The 16750-nt window shown below is 74.3% G+C and carries 16 protein-coding genes and 1 pseudogene; 10 read left to right on the plus strand and 7 right to left on the minus strand.

What is annotated here, in order from left to right; genetic code table 11:
• Position 1: 1 nt before the first annotated feature.
• Complete coding sequence (locus ABZ840_RS14065) at positions 2 to 1300, plus strand: MFS transporter (RefSeq protein ID WP_361558376.1); 1299 nt, start codon at positions 2 to 4, stop codon at positions 1298 to 1300.
• On the opposite strand, the gene ABZ840_RS14070 is transcribed toward ABZ840_RS14065, so the two are convergent.
• Complete coding sequence (locus ABZ840_RS14070; RefSeq protein ID WP_361558820.1) at positions 1281 to 1943, minus strand: flavin reductase family protein; 663 nt, start codon at positions 1941 to 1943, stop codon at positions 1281 to 1283. The two genes, ABZ840_RS14065 and ABZ840_RS14070, sit on opposite strands and share 20 nt — an antisense overlap.
• Before the next feature lie 229 nt (positions 1944 to 2172).
• On the opposite strand from ABZ840_RS14070, the gene ABZ840_RS14075 reads away from it, so the two are divergent.
• Together ABZ840_RS14075 and ABZ840_RS14080 are read left to right on the plus strand one after the other, a co-directional pair.
• Positions 2173 to 2730: an RNA polymerase sigma factor gene (locus ABZ840_RS14075; protein WP_361558379.1), complete on the plus strand. Its 558-nt coding sequence runs from the start codon at positions 2173 to 2175 to the stop codon at positions 2728 to 2730.
• Positions 2731 to 2943: 213 nt separating this feature from the next.
• Positions 2944 to 3495 carry a hypothetical protein gene (locus tag ABZ840_RS14080; RefSeq protein WP_361558382.1) on the plus strand — a complete coding sequence of 184 codons (552 nt, stop codon included), beginning with the start codon at positions 2944 to 2946 and terminating at the stop codon, positions 3493 to 3495.
• A gap of 63 nt (positions 3496 to 3558) precedes the next feature.
• Here the strand turns inward: ABZ840_RS14080 and ABZ840_RS14085 are convergent, their stop codons facing one another.
• Together ABZ840_RS14085 and ABZ840_RS14090 are read right to left on the minus strand one after the other, a co-directional pair.
• A complete protein-coding gene (locus ABZ840_RS14085; protein WP_361558385.1) occupies positions 3559 to 4428 on the minus strand; it encodes an enoyl-CoA hydratase-related protein in 870 nt (289 codons plus the stop codon).
• A 76-nt stretch (positions 4429 to 4504) separates the two neighbouring features.
• Positions 4505 to 6775 carry an acetate--CoA ligase family protein gene (locus tag ABZ840_RS14090; protein WP_361558388.1) on the minus strand — a complete coding sequence of 757 codons (2271 nt, stop codon included), beginning with the start codon at positions 6773 to 6775 and terminating at the stop codon, positions 4505 to 4507.
• A 226-nt stretch (positions 6776 to 7001) separates the two neighbouring features.
• Here ABZ840_RS14090 and ABZ840_RS14095 point away from each other — a divergent pair, with 226 nt between their 5' ends.
• The 3 genes from ABZ840_RS14095 (at position 7002) to ABZ840_RS14105 (ending at position 8481) form a co-directional block, all read left to right on the plus strand.
• Positions 7002 to 7454, plus strand: a complete 453-nt coding sequence (locus ABZ840_RS14095) for a DoxX family protein (RefSeq protein ID WP_361558391.1) — start codon at positions 7002 to 7004, stop codon at positions 7452 to 7454.
• Positions 7451 to 7879, plus strand: a complete 429-nt coding sequence (locus ABZ840_RS14100; RefSeq protein ID WP_361558394.1) for an OB-fold domain-containing protein — start codon at positions 7451 to 7453, stop codon at positions 7877 to 7879. Before ABZ840_RS14095 ends, ABZ840_RS14100 begins: the two co-directional genes overlap by 4 nt.
• Positions 7880 to 7992: 113 nt before the next feature.
• Positions 7993 to 8481 (plus strand): GNAT family N-acetyltransferase, encoded by a 489-nt coding sequence (locus ABZ840_RS14105; protein WP_361558397.1) that lies wholly within the window; start codon positions 7993 to 7995, stop codon positions 8479 to 8481.
• Positions 8482 to 8558: 77 nt separating this feature from the next.
• On the opposite strand, the gene ABZ840_RS14110 is transcribed toward ABZ840_RS14105, so the two are convergent.
• Positions 8559 to 9239, minus strand: coding sequence for a pyridoxal 5'-phosphate synthase (locus ABZ840_RS14110; protein WP_361558400.1), 681 nt, complete (start codon positions 9237 to 9239; stop codon positions 8559 to 8561).
• Between the two features lie 95 nt (positions 9240 to 9334).
• Here ABZ840_RS14110 and ABZ840_RS14115 point away from each other — a divergent pair, with 95 nt between their 5' ends.
• Positions 9335 to 10225, plus strand: coding sequence for an alpha/beta hydrolase (locus tag ABZ840_RS14115; RefSeq protein WP_361558403.1), 891 nt, complete (start codon positions 9335 to 9337; stop codon positions 10223 to 10225).
• Positions 10226 to 10307: 82 nt separating this feature from the next.
• Here ABZ840_RS14115 and ABZ840_RS14120 read toward each other — a convergent pair whose 3' ends face one another.
• Together ABZ840_RS14120 and ABZ840_RS14125 are read right to left on the minus strand one after the other, a co-directional pair.
• Positions 10308 to 11366: an aldo/keto reductase gene (locus ABZ840_RS14120; protein WP_361558406.1), complete on the minus strand. Its 1059-nt coding sequence runs from the start codon at positions 11364 to 11366 to the stop codon at positions 10308 to 10310.
• A gap of 110 nt (positions 11367 to 11476) precedes the next feature.
• Positions 11477 to 12667: an acetyl-CoA acetyltransferase gene (locus ABZ840_RS14125; protein ID WP_361558409.1), complete on the minus strand. Its 1191-nt coding sequence runs from the start codon at positions 12665 to 12667 to the stop codon at positions 11477 to 11479.
• Positions 12668 to 12889: 222 nt separating this feature from the next.
• Between ABZ840_RS14125 and ABZ840_RS14130 the strand changes: the two genes are divergently transcribed.
• Together ABZ840_RS14130 and ABZ840_RS14135 are read left to right on the plus strand one after the other, a co-directional pair.
• On the plus strand, positions 12890 to 14086 hold the full coding sequence (locus ABZ840_RS14130) for an acyl-CoA dehydrogenase family protein (RefSeq protein WP_361558412.1): 1197 nt from the start codon (positions 12890 to 12892) through the stop codon (positions 14084 to 14086).
• A 92-nt stretch (positions 14087 to 14178) separates the two neighbouring features.
• Positions 14179 to 14367: pseudogene (locus ABZ840_RS14135) on the plus strand (nitroreductase/quinone reductase family protein); the annotation flags it as partial.
• Positions 14368 to 14627: 260 nt separating this feature from the next.
• On the opposite strand, the gene ABZ840_RS14140 reads toward ABZ840_RS14135, so the two are convergent.
• Positions 14628 to 15275, minus strand: coding sequence for a TetR family transcriptional regulator (locus tag ABZ840_RS14140; protein ID WP_361558415.1), 648 nt, complete (start codon positions 15273 to 15275; stop codon positions 14628 to 14630).
• A 250-nt stretch (positions 15276 to 15525) separates the two neighbouring features.
• On the opposite strand from ABZ840_RS14140, the gene ABZ840_RS14145 reads away from it, so the two are divergent.
• Positions 15526 to 16290 carry a VOC family protein gene (locus tag ABZ840_RS14145; protein WP_361558418.1) on the plus strand — a complete coding sequence of 255 codons (765 nt, stop codon included), beginning with the start codon at positions 15526 to 15528 and terminating at the stop codon, positions 16288 to 16290.
• The last annotated feature ends 460 nt before the right edge of the window (positions 16291 to 16750 follow it).

Genomic DNA, 16750 nt, shown 5'->3' on the forward strand with positions numbered 1-16750 from the left:
GGTGACGCAGACTCCAGAGCTCCGAGAAGCCCCGGCGGCGGTACCACCCGCCCGGCGGCGCAGGCCGCACCGCGCCTGGTCCGTCGCCGCGGTCACCTTCCTCGCCCTCGTCGGCGCCGCCGGCTTCGCCTCGCTCCCGGGCCTGCTGATCGAGCCGCTGCACGAGGAGTTCCGGTGGTCGCGCGGCACCATCGGGTTCGCGGTCTCGGTCAACCTCGCCCTGTACGGGCTCACCGCGCCGTTCGCCGCCGCGCTGATGGACCGCTTCGGCATCCGCCGGGTCGTCGCCGCCGCGCTCGTGGTGATCGCGGCCGGTGCCGGGCTCACCGTAGGGATGACCGCCTCCTGGCAACTGATCCTCTACTGGGGCGTCCTGGTCGGCCTGGGCAGCGGTTCCATGGCGCTGGCCTTCGCCGCGACCGTCACCGGCCGCTGGTTCGTCGCGCGGCGCGGCCTGGTCACCGGCATCCTCACCGCCGGAGGCGCCTCCGGGCAGCTCGTCTTCCTGCCGCTGCTGTCCTGGATCGTGGAGAGCCACGGCTGGCGCCCCGCGGCCGTCACGGTCACGCTGACCGCCCTGGCCGTCGTACCGCTGGTCTGGCTGCTGCTCCGCGACCACCCCGCGGACGTGGGCCTGGCGCCGTACGGCGCACGCGAGTTCGTGCCCCGGCCCGAGCCCCGGCGAGGCGCCGCCAGGCGTGCGCTGAAGGCGCTCGCCGACGCCGCGCGCACCGGCCCCTTCTGGCTGCTCGCCGGCACCTTCGCGATCTGCGGCGCCACCACGAACGGCCTGGTCAAGACGCACTTCGTGCCCGCGGCCCACGACCACGGCATGCCGATGACGCTGGCCGCCTCGCTGCTCGCGGTCATCGGGGTCTTCGACATCCTCGGGACGATCGCCTCCGGCTGGTTCACCGACCGCTTCGACAGCCGCCGGCTCCTCGCCGCCTACTACGGGCTGCGCGGCGTCTCCCTGATGTTCCTGCCGATGCTGCTCTCGGACGCCGTGCACCCGCCGATGCTCTTCTTCATCGTCTTCTACGGGCTGGACTGGGTCGCGACCGTGCCGCCCACGATTGCGCTCTGCCGCGAGCACTACGGGGAGGACGCCGCGATCGTCTTCGGGTGGGTCCTGGCCTCCCACCAAGTGGGCGCGGCGCTCATCGCCTTCGTGGGCGGGCTGGCGCGCGACGCCCTGGGGACGTACGACCCGGTCTGGTACGCCTCCGGAGCGCTGTGCGCCCTGGCCGTACTGATGGCGCTGGTGATCCGGCGCCGGGTCAGTCCCGCAACGGCCTGAACTCCCCGAACCCGCCCCGGTGGAAGAGCAGCGGCCCCGTGGCGGCCGCGGCGTCGTCCGTGCCGAGCGCGTCCACCCTCCCCACGACGACGAGGTGGTCGCCGCCGGTGTGAACGGCCTGCACCGTGCAGTCGATCCACGCCGGTACGCCCGCCAGCAGCGGCGATCCGCTCACCGGCGCGGGGGTGTGCCGGGCCCCGGCGAACTTGTCGGCGCCGCTTACCGCGAAGGCGCGGCACAGCGCACCCTGGTCGGCGCCGAGGATGTTCACGCAGAAGACGCCGGCCCGGGCGATCCGCGGCCAGGTTGTCGAGGTGCGCGCCACCATGAAGGCCACCAGCGGCGGATCCAGGGACAGCGAGGCGAACGACTGGCAGGCGAAGCCGGCGGGCGCGGGCGCCGCCGCGTCGCCGGGCGCCGTGACGATCGTGACGCCGCTCGCGAAGTGGCCGAGCACGCGCCGGAATTCGGCTCCGTCGACCGGGGCCCGCTCGTCCTCGCGCACGGCCCGCAGAACGGGCCTGGCGGCCGCTCCCGGGCCGCCGGGCGGGGCGTCGGGCCCGGGTGTCGCGGGGGCCGAGGTGGCGGCGCCCACCGCGCGCAGATAGCGCACCGCCGTGGCCGCCATGCCGGCATGACCCATCATGCTGCGCTCCCTTCCTCCCTCCCCATTGAAGCTGACGGCCCGTCAGATAGAAAGTGCCGGGGCGTGCGGGTCTGGGCGGGCTGCGCGGGCGGCGCCCGGTGGCGGATCAGCGGCGAACCGAATGATTGTCGGTATTCGGCCGGTTGGCGGCGGATCATGCCGGGTATCTCCCTCACGGCCGGACCCGTATCGGATTCGGGAGAGTTCCAACCTCATGGCCGATGCGATGCCGTCGTCACCCTTTCCGTCGCCGTCCTTCGACGACGTCTTCAGCGGACTGCTTCCGCGGCTCTACCGGCGCGCCGTGCTGCTGGCAGGGTCCCGGCAGGCGGCGGAGGACATCGTGCACGAGACCTACCTGAAGCTCGCCGCGCGCCCGTACCGCTTCCTGGCCCACCCCGAGCCGTACGCCCGCGCCTTCACCGCCCTGCTGAGCGTGGCCCGGGAGACGCACCGCCGGGAGCGGCGGCAGGCGCTGATCGGTGAGGGCGGACCGGACGACGGGCCCGGCAGCGGCGCGCTCATGCGCGAGCTGCCCGGCGCCGGCTGGGACGGCAGGCGCGAGCGCCGGCAGGCGGAACTGGAGGCGGTACGGCTGCTGAGCCGGCTCACGCACCGCCAGGCCGGCCTGGTCATCCTCGTCGACCTGGACGGCTACACCCTCGGGAAGGCCGCCAGGATCATGAAGGTGCAGCGGTGCACGGCGGTCCGGCACCGAAGGCGCGCCCTGGAGCGGTTACGGGAGTACCTCGCCGCTTCGCCCTACGACCTCGCGGGGAGGTGAGCACACGTGGCGCGGAACGACACGGGCAACACGCACGTGGACCCGGGGAACGGCCCAGTGGACCCGGGGGGCGGACCCACGGGGCCGGGCGGAGGCCGGGGCGGAATCGGCGGCGGTTCCGTGGGCGGCCCGCGCGGCGGCCCCGACGGCGGGCAGCGGAACCACCGGACCGGCTACCGGAACGGCCGGGGGCGGCGAGCTGCTGAAACGATATTGCGCGAGCGTCTGCGCGCCGCCGACGAGGAAATCCAGCCACCTCCCGGGCTGTGGACCCGCATCGCCGAGTCCGCGCCCGCCCCGGGAGCCCCGCGCAACCCCCTGTCGTACCTGCGCAGGCGGCCGCAGTTGATGACCATGCTGTTCGTCGTGGCGGCACTGGCGCTGGCCTTCGGGGTGTGGCGGATGGTGGGTACGAGTGGCGAGCGCCCCGCGCCTCCGGGGCCCGGCACGGGGCTGGAAGTCACCGTCTACAACAGCGAACCGACGTGCGAGAAGGCCCGCACCGACCGGTGCGCGGTCCGCCTGGCGCGGGACCCGCACCAGGCGTACTCGGCGCCCGGCAACGTGGCGGGCCGGGTCTGGAACAAGGACCGGCTGGCCACGGAGTGCGTCATCACCGACGGTCGCCTCGTGCGGGACAGGACCGGCGCGATCGCCAACCGCTGGTACCGGGTGACGTCCGTGGAGGGCGCCGAGGGCTGGCTGCCGGCCGTCCACACCCGCGACGTCCACCAGGTACCGCTCTGCCCCAGCGAGCAGACGTAGCCACGGAGGCGCCGTGGTGCGCCGTCGCGGAGACGGTCGCGGCGGCGCACCACGAAGGCGGGGTCAGCGGCCCCGGTACTCGGGCGGGCGGCGCGCCACGAAGGCCGCCACCCCCTCCTGCGCGTCCGCCGTCGTCATGTTGATCTCCTGAGCGGCGGCCTCGGCGGCGAAGGCCGCGCCGCGGTCGGCCTCCAGCGAGCCGTTGACCAGCTGCTTGGTCAGGGCGAGGGCACGCGTCGGGCCCGCCGCCAGCCGGTCCGCCCAGGCGCCTGCCGTCTTCGCCAGATCGCCGTCCGGTACGACCCTGTTGACCAGGCCGATCCGCTCCGCCTCGGCGGCCGGTACCGCGTCGCCGAAGAACATCAGCTCCTTCGCCCGCTGCGGCCCGACCAGCCGGGGCAGCAGGTACGCGCCCCCGCCGTCCGGCACCAGCCCCCGGCGCGCGAACACCTCGATGAACACCGCCGATTCGGCCGCGAGCACCAGGTCGCAGGCGAGCGCCAGATGCGCGCCGAGGCCGGCGGCGGTGCCGTTCACCGCCGCGACCACCGGCTTCTCGCAGTCCATGACCGCGGCGATCAGACGCTGGGCACCCTGCCGGATCAGCCGCGCGACATCGCCCGCGGCCCGCTCCGCGGCACCGGAGCCGCCCGGTGCGGCACCGGCGTCCGGTTTGGGGCCGCGGAGGTCGGCGCCCGCGCAGAACGCCCGGCCGGTGGCGGTCAGCACCATGGCGCGCACGGCCGGGTCGGCGGAGGCGTCCGCGAGTTGCGCGATGATGCGTTCCCGCTGGTCGGCGGTGACGGCGTGCAGCGCCTGCGGCCGGTTGAGGGTGATCCACAGCACGCCGTTGTCAGTGGTGCGGAGTATCAAGGAATCGGAGGAATCAGAGGGATCGGAGGTCCCGCCGGGACCGTCGGGGGAGGTCGTCATGGTCGGGCAGCTCCAGCTTCGGATGCGGTCGCGGGCGGGTTCACGGTGGCGTACGTGGGCTGCGGCCGGGCGGCGTTCAGTGGCAGACCGCGAGGGCGTCGAGGGCCACGGCGCCCTGCCCCTTCGGCAGCACGACCAGGGGATTGATGTCCAGCTCGGCCAGCCCGTCGCCCAGCTCCAGCGCCATCCGCTGGACCCGCAGCATGACCTCGACCAGCGCGTCGGTGTCCGCCGGCGCCGCCCCCCTGACCCCGTCCAGCAGCGCGCCGCCCCGCAGCCGGCCGAGCGCCGCGCGCGCCTGATCCTCGCCGAAGGGCGGCACCGCGACCGCCGTGTCCCGCAGGACCTCGACGAGCACCCCGCCCAGCCCGACGGTCACGGTCGGCCCGAAGAGGGGGTCGGGTGTCACGCCGACCACCATCTCCAGCCCCGGCTCGACCATCTGGCAGACCAGCACGCCGTCCAGCGGCAGGTCGTCGTAGCGCGCGATGTCCGTCAGCTCGCGGTAGGCGTCCCGGACCTGACTGGCCGAGGTCAGCCCGATCTTCACCAGCCCCAGCTCGCTCTTGTGCGCCAGCCGCGGGCCGGAGGCCTTCATGACGACGGGGTAGCCGATCTGGGCCGCCGCCCGGACCGCCCCCGCCGCGCTGGTCACCAGCTGCTCGCGGGGCACGCGGATGCCGTAGGCGCGCAGCAGCTGCTTCCCGGCGTGCTCGCTGAGCTGCTCGCCCGGGCGCAGCAGCGCCTGCGCCTTGCGCGCGGAGGGCGAGGGGGTGCGCGGCGCGTCCTCGAAGGGGGAGCGGTAGGAGGCGGTGAAGCGGTGGTGCTCCAGGTGGGCGCGGACGGCCGTGATGCAGTTCGCGAAGGTGCGGAAGGTGGCCACCCGCGAGGAGCCGAGCAGGGTCTTCCGGTAGGCGTCCTCGGTGCCGACGGGCGAGCCCCAGACCACGCACACCAGCTTGTCCGTCTGCTCCGCCGCGTCCACCAGGTCCTGCGCGAGCTTGTCGCTCATCGGCGGGAAGGGGCCGGTGATCGGGCAGATCAGCACGCCGACGGACGGGTCGGCGAGGATCGCGTCGATGATCTTCCGGCCGCGCCGGTCACCGACCGGGTGGCCGCCGTTGTCGATCGGGTTGGCGACGCCGAGGTAGTCCGGGATCCACTGGTGCAGCTCCCGCTGCTTCTTCTCGCCGAGCGTGGGCAGCCGCAGCCCCGCCGCGGTCGCCAGGTCGGCGAAGTGCGCGCCGGTGCCGCCCGATATCGAATAGACGGCGACGCCCTCGGCGGCCGGCGGCCTGGCCCTGGCGAGCAGCGCCGCGGTGTCCTGCAGCTCGTCCAGGCCGTCCACGCGGACCACGCCGAACTGCCGCATCGCCGCGTCCACCACCTCGTCGGCGCCGGTGAGCTTGCCGGTGTGCGAGGCGGCGGTACGGGCGCCGGTCTCGGTGCGGCCGACCTTCACGGCGACGACCGGCACCTTGTTGCGGGCCGCGTGGTCGGCGGCGAGCAGGAAGCTGCGGCCGTCCTTGAGCCCTTCCACGTAGGCGGCGATGGCGCCGACCTCGGGACGGGAGGCGAAGTAGGAGAGGAAGTCCGCGGTCTCCAGGTCGGCCTCGTTGCCGGTGGGGGCCCAGTGGGAGAGGCGGATGCCGAGTTCCTGGAGGGCGAAGACGGGGCGGCCCTGGTGTCCGGACTGGGTGATCAGCGCGATCGCCGGGCCGTCCAGGTCGTCGCGGAACGTCTCGAACGCGTTGAGGTTGGTGTTCGGGCCGAGCAGCCGGATTCCCGACCGGGCGACGGCCGCGGCCAGCCGTTCCTGGGCGGCCGCGCCGTCCGCGCCGGTCTCCGCGAAGCCGGAGGCGAAGGCGACCGCGAACTTCACCCCGCTGCCCGCCAGTTCCTCGACGACCGGTAGCGGATCGGCGACCAGCAGCACGGCGAGATCGACCTGCTCCGGCAGGTCGGAGACGGAGGCGTGACAGGGCAGACCGAAGACGGCGGCGCGGCCCGGGTTGACCGGGTGCAGCCGGGCGCCGACCCGCTCGGCCCAGTCGACCAGCCGGCGGGTGATGCCGGTGTGCGGCCGCCCCTCGCTGTCCGAGGCGCCGACGACGGCGACGGACTCGGGCCGGAAGAAGCGGTCCAGGTCCGGTACGGCCGCGGCGAGCGGGCGCCCGCTCACGTCCGGGTCGCCGGTGCCGCCCCGGCCGCCGACGCCCGTGCCGGCCCCGGGGCCGGCGCCCGGGCCCGCCGTCCCGTGCACGGCCCGCGGCGTCGTGCCGTCGCAGGCCACGACCCGGGCGGGCCGCGAGTGCGTGGTGAGGGTGCCATGAGTGGATCCCAGCATCGCTTCGCCGCTCCCGTCTGACCGCCGTTACGTATCTGACGCTCAGTCAGGTTACATAACTGACGGCCAGTCAGGAATGCCTCGCGCAACCCGTACTCAGGAGCGCATCTCCCGTGGCGCCCCCTCTTGCGCACCTCCCCCCTCTCCGCTGAACTGTCACCTCCAGCCCGATCTGACGAACCGTCAGGCACGGTTCGCCGGTCGGAGTCGACGTGCGGGAGGTGCGATGCAGACGATCTGGCTCGGCGGCCCCGAATGGCTCGCCGTGCTCCGTATCGGCCTGGGCCTGTGGTGGCTGGAGAGCTGGCGCCACAAGGACAAGAAGGCCTGGTTCGAGCGGGGTACGGGCATCGCGTGGGCCGCCGACGTGGCGGCGAAGCACCGCTGGCCCGCCGTGCGGCGCGGCTTCGACGTGGTCGTACGGCCCCGCCCGAAGGTGATGGCACACGTCGTCGTCCACGCCGAACTCGCGCTCGGGGCCGGGCTCGTCCTCGGCTTCCTCACGCCGGTCGCGCTGGTCGCCGGGCTGCTGCTCAACCTGCTCTACCTCGTACTGATGATCCACGACTGGGCCGAGCAGGGGCAGAACTCGATGATGGCCCTCATCTCGCTCGTCGCGTTCGGCGCGATGAGCTGGCAGACCTGGTCGCTCGACGCCGCGATGGGACTCTTCCGATGACCGGTACCGCACCCCGGTACGACCTGCCCGAGACCGATGCCTTCACCCGGCCGTACTGGGACGCGGCGGCGGACGGGCGGCTGCTGATCCGCCGCTGCCGGGCCCCCGGCTGCGGCGTGGCCCACCACTACCCCCGGGAGTTCTGCCCGCGCTGCTGGGGCGAGGACGTGGTCTGGGAGGAGGCGAGCGGCCGCGCCACGCTCTACACCTGGTCCGTGGTGCACCGGAACGACCTGCCGCCGTTCGGCGGCCGCGTGCCGTACACCGCCGCCGTCGTGGACCTCGCCGAAGGGCCGCGGATGATGACCGAGGTCGTGGACTGCCCCGAGGCGGAGCTGCGCATCAGGATGGCGCTGCGGGTCCACTTCCGCACCGAGGGCGAGGACGGGCCCGCGGTCGCGGTCTTCCGGGCGGCGGACCGGTAGCCGGTGGCCGCGGCCGTCGGCCGGGTGGCCGGCCCCGGCCATTGATCGCCGGTTCCGGCGGCTCCGGCGGATATTCGGTGGCACCGCGCCCCGGGCGGCGGGACCCTGGGCGGATGCGGATCAGAGAAGCCACCACCGAGGACTGGGACGCCGTCTGGCCGTTCTTCCACGCGATCGTGGCCGCCGGGGAGACGTACACCTACCCGCGCGACCTCGACAAGGAGGCGGGCCGCGGGCTGTGGATGCTCGCCCCGCCGGGCCGCACGGTCGTGGCGGTCGACGAGGACGGCACGGTCCTGGGGTCGGCCAAGATGAACCCCAACCACATGGGCGCGGCCTCCCACATCGCCGGCGCGAGCTTCATGGTCGACCCGGCGCACGGCGGCAAGGGCGTCGGCCGGGCCCTGGGTGAGTACGCGCTCCGCTGGGCCCGCGCCGAGGGCTACCGCGCGATGCAGTTCAACGCCGTCGTGGAGAGCAACACGGGGGCCGTGGCGCTGTGGCGGTCACTGGGCTTCGAGATCATGACGACCCTGCCGGAGGGCTTCCTGCATCCGACGAAGGGGTACGTCGGGCTGCACATCATGTACCAGCGTTTCTGAGCCCACCGCTGCCCCGACGGGGCCCGCCGGCCGGCGGGGTCACGGCCGGTCCGGCTCCGCCCGGCCGGTCAACGGCGTCACGGCCACAGCAGTTCCCGCTGCCACCCGTCGTCCGACCGCCGGTAGCGCAGCCGTACGTGGCGGCGGCGGTCGTCGCCCTGGAAGAACTCCACCTCCTCGGGGCGCAGCACGTACGCCGTCCAGCTGGGCACGTCGGCGTCCGGCTCGCGCTGCGCCCGTTCCCAGGACTCCGTCGAGGCCCGCTCCAGCTCGGCATACGAGTCCAGGACCTCGCTCTGCCGCCCCACGAGTGCTGCGGCCAGCGCGCCGGGGGAGCGGCGGTGCAGGTCGGCCGCGCTCTCCTCGGGGGTGCCCGCGACGACCTGCCCGGTGACCCGTACCTGGCGCGCGACGAGCGGCCAGTAGAAGCACAGGGCGGCGCGCGGGCGGGCGGCCAGCTCGCGGCCCTTGCGGCTGCCGCGGTGCGAGGCGAAGTGCCAGCCGTCCGCGTCGGCGTCGTGCAGCATCACGATCCGGGCGGACGGGTCGCCCGCCGCGTCCGCGGTGGCCAGCGTCATCGTGTGCGGCTCCGGGACGCCCGCGGCGGCCGCCTCGCCCAGCCACTGCCGGAACAGCGGAAGCGGCGCCTCGGGGGCCGCGTCCGGATCGAACTCCGGCAGCTCGCCGGTCCAGACCCGCAGGCCGCGCAGCAGGTCACGGAAGGCGTGGGCCTCGGGGGTTTCGTCCGTGGTGGTCATGCCGGGCAGCGTACGACGGGGAGCCGCCCGCGTCCCTCGTGGCCCCACCGGCAATTCGGTTGCGGCGGCCCGTCCCGGCGGCCGAGGGTGGTGCCATGACTGCGATCGAGACCGGGGCGGCCGTCGCCGTGCCCGCGCCCGCCCGGCTCGGGGCCGTCCGGCTCGCCGGCGGACGACGGCTGGCCTGGGCGGAGTGGGGGCCCGAGGACGGTGTGCCGGTGCTGCTGTGTCCCGGTGCCGCCACCTCCCGGCGGCTCGGTTTCGGCGCGGAGGCGGTGGACGGGCTGGGCGTACGGCTGATCTCCGTGGACCGCCCGGGGCTGGGCGCTTCCGACCCGTCGCCCGGGCGCACGCTCACCGGCTGGGCGGAGGACGTACGGGAGTTCGCGGCGCTGCGCGGGCTCGCCGGGCTGCGCGGCGTCGGCTTCTCGCAGGGCGCGCCGTTCGCGCTGGCGTGCGCGGCGGCGGGCGTGCTGACCCGGCTCGCGGTGGTCTCCGGTACGGACGAGCTGGCCGCGCCCGCCTTCGACCGGCTGCTGCCGGAGGAGGTGCGGTATCTGATCGAGCGGGCCGCGGTGGATCCGGCGGCCGCCGAGCGGTCGTTCGCCGGGTTCGGCAGCCCGAAGACGCTGTACGAGCTGGTCGTGGCGGGCAGCGGCGAGCGGGACCGGGCGCTCCTGGAGCAGCCCGCGTTCGCCGCGGCCTTCCAGGAGGCGATGGCCGAGGGCTTTGCCCAGGGCCCGGCCGGGTATGCCCGGGACACGCTGCTCACCATGAGCCACTGGCCGTTCGACCCGGCGGTGGTCCGGGTGCCGGTGGACCTCTGGTACGGCGCGCTGGACGCCGCGCCCACCCACTCGCCGGACCACGGCGCCCGGCTCGCCGGCCGGATACCCGGCGCGCGGCGCCACGCGATCCCGGACACGGGCGGCACGCTCCTGTGGACGCACGCCGCCCCGGTCCTCCGGGCGCTGCTCGACGGGTGACACCACGGGTCGGGCGCCGGCGAACTTCGTGCACCGTACGGGCCGGACGCCGGCGGTCCTCGCGCACCGTACGGGCCGGGTGCTAGCCGACCTCGTGCGCCGTCCGGCGGTAGGTGGAGCGCCGGTCGTCGATGTCGGCCCAGCGGTCGCCGTACACCGTCTCGGTGATCCCCGGCTCGCGCAGGAACTGGTGCGGGAAGCCGAGGGGCACCGCGCTCGCCTCGTCCAGCCGGGCCACCGCGTCGGCGTCCAGCCGCACGTCGGCCGCGGCGAGGTTGTCCCGGAGCTGGCTCTCCTTCGTGGCGCCGACGATCGGGATGATGTTGCCGGGGCGCTGCCGCAGCCAGGCCAGCGCGACCTGCGCGGGGCTCCAGCCGCCCTGCTCGGCGATGTCCAGGACCGCGGAGACGACCGCTTCCTCGTTGTGGTCGGTGCGGTTGTCCCGGTCGTGGGTGTTCAGGCGGCCGGACTCGCCGCGGCGGTACTTGCCCGTGAGCTTGCCGGCGGCCAGCGGTGCCCAGGCGAGGACGGCCAGGTCGAAGGCGCGGGCCTGCGGGAGCAGTTCGCGCTCCGGCGTGCGCTCCAGCAGGTTGTAGCGCAGCTGCGAACCGGCGAAGGCGGTCCAGCCGCGCAGCTCGGCGAGGGTGTTGGCCTGCGCGATCTCCCAGGCTGGCCAGTCGGAGACCCCGACGTACAGGACCTTGCCGGCCCGCACGACGTCGTCCAGCGCCCGCATGACCTCCTCGACGGGCGTGAAGTTGTCGCGCGCGTGTACCCACAGGATGTCCAGGCGGTCGGTCCGCAGCCGCTCCAGGCTCGCCTCGACCGACTGGACGAGGTTCTTGCGGTGGCTGCCGCCCGCGTTGACATCGCCCTTGCGGGTGGCGCAGGTGTACTTGCTCGCCAGCACGAACCGGTCCCGGCGGCCGGCGAGCAGACCGCCGACGATACGTTCGGCGCTGCCGTCCGTGTAGTTGTTCGCGGTGTCGAGGAAGTTGCCGCCCGCGTCGGCGTACGTGTCGAGGAGGCGGCGGATGGTGTCCTCGGTGGCGCCCCAGCCCCACTCCTCGCCGAACGTCATGGTGCCCAGGCTCAGTTCGCTCACCCGGAGACCGGTCCTGCCGAACAGTGTGTAGCGCATCGCTCCCCCTCGGGTCGGGTCGTGGACCGGACGCTACGAGCTGGAGCGTGCTCCAACGCAACCCCGGCCCACGGCCCGGCGGCCCCGGAGCCGGACCCTCGCACCACCCGTCAGTCGGCCCCGAGCACCACCGTCCCCGAGGAGCAGAACCAGCCGCCGGTGCCCGAGGCGACCGCGAGCCGTGGCGGACGCCCGCCGGCCCGCCGTACCTGGCGGCCGTCGCCGGCCTCGCCGCGCAGCTGCCGTACGGCTTCCACCAGCAGGAACAGTCCGCGCATCCCGGGGTGGCAGGCGGCCAGCCCGCCGCCGTCGGTGTTCGTCGGCAGCGCGCCGTCCCGGAGCAGCCGCCCCTTCTCCACGAACGCGCCGCCCTCGCCCTTCGGGCAGAAGCCGAGGTCCTCCAGCGTCACCAGCGTCATGTAGGTGAACGCGTCGTAGATCTGCGCGACCTCGATCTCCGCCGGCCGGACGCCCGCCCGTTCGAAGGCCAGCCGCCCCGAGACGGCCGCCGGGGAGACGGTGAAGTCGTCCCATTCCGACATCGCGCTGTGCGAGACGGCGGTGCCCGAGCCGAGGATCCACACCGGCGGCCGGGCCAGGTCCGGTACCCGGTCCTCGGCCACGAGCAGGACGGCGCAGCCGCCGTCGGAGCGGATGCAGCAGTGCAGCTTGGTGAAGGGGTCGGCGATCATCGGGCCGGACAGCACGTCGTCGGTGGTGAGGGGGTCCCGGTACATGGCGTCCGGGTTGGCCGCGGCGTTGGCGCGCGCCTGCACGGCGACCTCGGCGAGCTGTTCCAGCGTCGTGCCGTACTGGTGCATGTGCCGGCGTGCGGCCATCGCGTACTTGGCGATCAGGGTGTGGCCGTAGGGCGCTTCGAACTGCAGCGGACCGCGGGCCCCGAAGGAGAGGTCGGCGGTGCGGCGCCGCGCCTTGAGGTCGGCGCGGGCGGTCGACCCGTAGACCAGCAGTACCGCGTCGGCGTGCCCGGCGGCGATCGCGTCGGCGGCGTGCGCGGCCATGACCTCCCACGTGGCGCCGCCGACGGACGTCGAGTCGACCCACGTGGGGCGGAGGCCGAGGTACTCCGCGACCTCGATGGGGGCGAGCGTGCCGAGCCCGGCCGAGGCGAACCCGTCGACGGCCGAGCGGTCCAGCCCGGAGTCGGCCAGCGCGCGGCGGGCGGCCTGGGCGTGCAGGGCGTAGGGGGTGGCGTCGTCGACCCGGCCGCAGTCGGCCAGCGCCACTCCGGCGACGGCGACCTTGCGGGTACGTGCGGGAGTCCCGGTCCCTGGAGTCATGAATCTGACGGTACATCAGGTAAGGGCGGCCGGGCAGGGCGCTGCACGAGGCAGGGGGGCGGCGTGCGGGGCCGGGGGAGAGGGCGGTGCACGAGGCAGGCGGCTCGGCGCGCGAGGCCGGGCCGGGGGGTGCACGGGGCTGGGAAAGTGTGCGGTCACTCCCTACGATGACGGCCCGTCAGGTCTGACGGGTGTCACCGTACGGCCGGGAGGAGCCCGCCGATGGATGCCGCGTTCACCGAGGAGCAGGACGAGGACCGCCGCAGCGCCCTGCGCGCACTGCTGCGGAACCACCACGGCCAGGACGGACCAGGGGCCGCCGGGGAGGGGCCACGGGACCACGACGAGGAGCTGTGGCGGACCCTCGCCGGGCGGCTCGGGCTGCCGGGCCTCGTGCTGCCGACCGCGTACGGCGGCGCCGGCCGCGGGGCCACCGCACTGGCCCTCGCCTGCGAGGAGGCCGGCCGCGCGCTGCTGCCCTCGCCCCTGCTGCCCACCGCCGCGCTGGCCGCGCCGCTGCTCCACGCGCTCGGCAGCGAGGCGCAGCGCAGCGAACTGCTGCCCGCCCTCGCGGCGGGCGAGCTGACCGGCACGCTGGCCGTACCGGGCGCACGGCCGGCCACCGCGCTCGCGCTCACCGGGCCCAACACGGGCGACTGGGCGGGCGGCGGCCGCGCCGGCGGCATCCAGGCCAGGGCCGACGGCCGCGGCGGATGGCGCCTCTACGGGGAGGCCGATCAGGTGCTCCACGGGTACGGCGCCGACGTGCTGCTGGTGGCCGCGCGTGCCGGGGCGTACGCACGCGGCCGCACGCTGCTCTTCGTCGTACGTGCCGGCGTACCGGGACTGCGGCGGACCCGGTCGGCCGCGCTCGACGAGACCCGGCCGCAGGCCCGACTCGAACTGCGGGACGTGTCCGCCGCGTTGCTGGGCGAGGACGAGGAGGGTGCGGCCGTGCCCGCCGCGCTGGCCGCCGCGGGGGCGACGGCGGCCGCCGCGCTGGCCGCCGAGGCCGTGGGCGCCGCCGACGCCGCGCTGGCCAGCGCCGCCGCGCACGTCCGGCCCGGCACCGGCGACCCCGCGGTGCGGCACCGGCTCGCCGACCTGTACGCCGCGGTGCGGTCCGCGCGCGCGGCGGCGTACTGCGCCGCCTGGGAGGCGGACGCCGGACGCGGCGCCCCCGGGGAGTGCGGCCTCGCCCCGGCGCAGGCGCTGGAGACGCTGCGTGCCGTGGCGGGCGAGGCCGTCCAGCTGCACGGCGGTACGGGCTCCCCTGAAGAGCGCGCGGCGCAGCGGTACGCCCGGCGCGCGGCCGGCGACGAGCTGCTGTTCGGCCCGGCGCACCGGCTGCGCGCGCACGCCGCCGCCATGTGCGGCCTGTTCGCGGAGCGCCGTACGGGAGCGGCGGTACCGGCCTGATGGGGGCGGCGGGAGAACGACAGGCTTCGTCGCACGGTCGCTTCGCTCCCCCCTCCTCAGCCTTTTCGGCGGAGGCGCGCCCTTCCGCTCGCTCGCGGCTCAAGCACCCGGACGCCGGGATCAGTTGGCGGGGGCGCGACATCCCGGTCCGTGCCGTGCCGCTGACCGGACCGGGGCGGGACGCCGCCCGGCGGGCGGTGCTGGCCTTCTGGCCGCCGTACGCCGCTTACCAGTCACGGGTGACGCGCGAGATCCGGCTGTTCCCGCCCGTCCGGCGCTGATTCCGTACGGGCCGCCTACGCACCCCGTACGGCGTACGGACGTGTCCCCGCGGCCGGGTACGGGATCGGCTGCGCACTCGGTACCGCGCGCGGATACGCATCGGGCACCGTCCGGCTCTCGGGAGAGTCCGGGCGGTGCCCGATGTGGTGTGCAGATATGGCAGGACGAAGGGCGGACCGGCGAGGACGCGTCGGCAGCACGGCGTGCCGAGGCCGTCGTCGCCTCGTACCGGGGGCGGCGGTCGCACGCCGCGCCCCGGTTACTTGGCGGGCTTCTTGCCCGTGACGCCGAGGTGGACGAGCAGCGCGAGGTTCGGCTTGAGCTCGGCCTGCTTGACGCCCCAGCTGGTGAAGCCCTTCTGGTGGCCGGCGACCGCGGCGAGCATGGCGACCAGCGAGCCGGCCATCGCCGCCGGGCTGACGTCCTTGTCCACCTTGTTCTTGGCCTGGAGCTCCTTGATGGAGTCCGTAAGGGAGTTGGTGACGGCGTTCAGGATCTTCATGCGGATCTTGTAGAACCGCTTGTCGCCCTCCGCCGCGCCGAGATCGACGACGCGCAGGATGGCGTCGTGCTTGCGCCAGAAGGAGAGGAAGCCGTCGACCAGTTCCTCGGCCGTCTGGCGGCCGGACTTGCCGACCCAGGAGCGCCCGGCGACCAGTTCGGTCAGGTTCGCGCCCTCCTTGGCCATCTCCTCGGCGATCTCGAGGACGGCACCCTCGACATCGGGGAAGTACTGGTAGAACGTCGCGGGCGAGGTGCCCGCCTTGCGTGCGACGTCGATGACCTTGACGTCCCGGTACGGGGACGAACTGAGCATCTCGCTGAGGCAGTCGAGCAGCTTCTGCCGGGTCGCCTGCCCGCGGCGGCCGGCGACTCTGCCGTCGACGGTTCGAACTTGTCCTGTCATGCCGTCAGCTTACCGAGGGGTGATCGGAGCGCGATTTGGCTGCCTGCAAATGGGGATGGGGCGCAACGGGCCCCGAAGAGGCTTCTGCCGCCTGACTTCGGGGCCGCGAATCCGGTCCGGCCGCTTTGGCCTGAACAAGTGAATCGTCTTATCAACAGCCTGTGGACAATCTCGGTGGACAACCTCCCGGGGGTATCGCCGGAGGCCGCATCCGGGGGCGGGCGCGGAGATCCCGGGCTAATTTGTCCGTATGACGGCTTTTGTGGATGGCGCGCCCTGCTGGGCGGACGCGATGCTGCCCGACCTGGAAGCGGGCAAGCGCTTCTACGGTGAGCTGTTCGGCTGGTCCTTCGTGGGCAGCGATCCCGACTTCGGCAGCTACGCCACCGCGCTGCTCGACGGGCGGAAGGCCGCGGGGCTGATGCCCAAGAGGGACGGCCGGATGCCCACCGTGTGGGGCGTCTACTTCGCGTCCTCCGACCTCGCCGCCACCGTGGCCGGGGTCCGGGAGGCGGGCGGCCAGGTGATCACGGGTGTCACGCCGGTCGGCGACCTGGGCGCGATGATGCTGGGCGTCGACCCCGGGGGAGCGGTCTTCGGCGCCTGGCAGGCCGGCCGGCACGAGGGCTTCGAGGTGCAGGCCGAGCCCGGCTCCTACGTATGGATGGGCCTCAGTACGCGGGCCCCCGAGGCGGTGGACGTCTTCTACGGGGAGGTCTTCGGCTTCGAGGGCGTGACCGACGACCCGGGGGCCACCGCGACGTTCCTGCCGTGGCGGGTCGCGGGGCAGAAGCGCGAGATCGGCTGCCGGATCGTGCTGGACGCGCGGGCGCCGGCCGAGCTGCCCGCGCACTTCACCGTCTTCTTCCTGGCGGAGGAGATGGAGACGGCCGTGCGGACGGTGGTCCGGCAGGGCGGCAAGGTCCTCAGCGAGCCCCAGGGGACGCCCAGCGGCCCCCTCGCCCTGGTGGTCGACAATCAGGGCGCGGCCTTCGGGCTGATGGCCCCGAAGTAGCCGACGGCCCTGAAGTGCCTGACGGCCCCGAAGCGGACGCGGTCGTCGGGGTGCTCTCGCGTCCCGTCTCACTCGCCACACCCGCCTCCTCCGCCTCAGAAGTGTGAACGTTTGCTTGACGACCCACGGCGCATAACCCACCAAGGCGGTGCAAAGAGTCACTCCTCTTGCCAAGTAGGCGTGCCCGTCCGGCAATTAGTTCGTGGTCATGGCCCCCGAACGGCTTTCGGCACAGCAGAATTGGGGTCAGAGGCAGCTCCCGTTGCCGGGCCGCGGGCGGCGCGGTCCGGCAACGGGTCCGCAGGCTCCGCGGAAACCGTTGAGCGAGCGGGACGAACCGTACGTACGGGGAAGTGAATGGCGACGACGGACGGCACACCGGTGCACGGACCGGAGCCCGGGGACATCAGGCCGGGGCGTACGGCCGTGACCTCGGCCACCCGGTGGTCACCGGACATAT

Origin of the sequence: Streptomyces sp. NPDC047117 (assembly GCF_040643545.1) — a bacterium.
Lineage (GTDB): Bacteria > Actinomycetota > Actinomycetes > Streptomycetales > Streptomycetaceae > Streptomyces.

Excerpts from the sequence above, each read along its gene's own strand:
- ABZ840_RS14070 (WP_361558820.1), bottom strand. The coding sequence starts at position 1,943 with ATGGGTCATGCCGGCATGGCGGCCACGGCGGTGCGCTATCTGCGCGCG.
- ABZ840_RS14075 (WP_361558379.1), top strand. The coding sequence starts at position 2,173 with ATGCCGTCGTCACCCTTTCCGTCGCCGTCCTTCGACGACGTCTTCAGC.
- ABZ840_RS14085 (WP_361558385.1), bottom strand. The coding sequence starts at position 4,428 with ATGACGACCTCCCCCGACGGTCCCGGCGGGACCTCCGATCCCTCTGAT.
- ABZ840_RS14090 (WP_361558388.1), bottom strand. The coding sequence starts at position 6,775 with ATGCTGGGATCCACTCATGGCACCCTCACCACGCACTCGCGGCCCGCC.
- ABZ840_RS14095 (WP_361558391.1), top strand. The coding sequence starts at position 7,002 with ATGCAGACGATCTGGCTCGGCGGCCCCGAATGGCTCGCCGTGCTCCGT.
- ABZ840_RS14100 (WP_361558394.1), top strand. The coding sequence starts at position 7,451 with ATGACCGGTACCGCACCCCGGTACGACCTGCCCGAGACCGATGCCTTC.
- ABZ840_RS14105 (WP_361558397.1), top strand. The coding sequence starts at position 7,993 with ATGCGGATCAGAGAAGCCACCACCGAGGACTGGGACGCCGTCTGGCCG.
- ABZ840_RS14110 (WP_361558400.1), bottom strand. The coding sequence starts at position 9,239 with ATGACCACCACGGACGAAACCCCCGAGGCCCACGCCTTCCGTGACCTG.
- ABZ840_RS14115 (WP_361558403.1), top strand. The coding sequence starts at position 9,335 with ATGACTGCGATCGAGACCGGGGCGGCCGTCGCCGTGCCCGCGCCCGCC.
- ABZ840_RS14120 (WP_361558406.1), bottom strand. The coding sequence starts at position 11,366 with ATGCGCTACACACTGTTCGGCAGGACCGGTCTCCGGGTGAGCGAACTG.
- ABZ840_RS14125 (WP_361558409.1), bottom strand. The coding sequence starts at position 12,667 with ATGACTCCAGGGACCGGGACTCCCGCACGTACCCGCAAGGTCGCCGTC.
- ABZ840_RS14130 (WP_361558412.1), top strand. The coding sequence starts at position 12,890 with ATGGATGCCGCGTTCACCGAGGAGCAGGACGAGGACCGCCGCAGCGCC.
- ABZ840_RS14140 (WP_361558415.1), bottom strand. The coding sequence starts at position 15,275 with ATGACAGGACAAGTTCGAACCGTCGACGGCAGAGTCGCCGGCCGCCGC.
- ABZ840_RS14145 (WP_361558418.1), top strand. The coding sequence starts at position 15,526 with ATGACGGCTTTTGTGGATGGCGCGCCCTGCTGGGCGGACGCGATGCTG.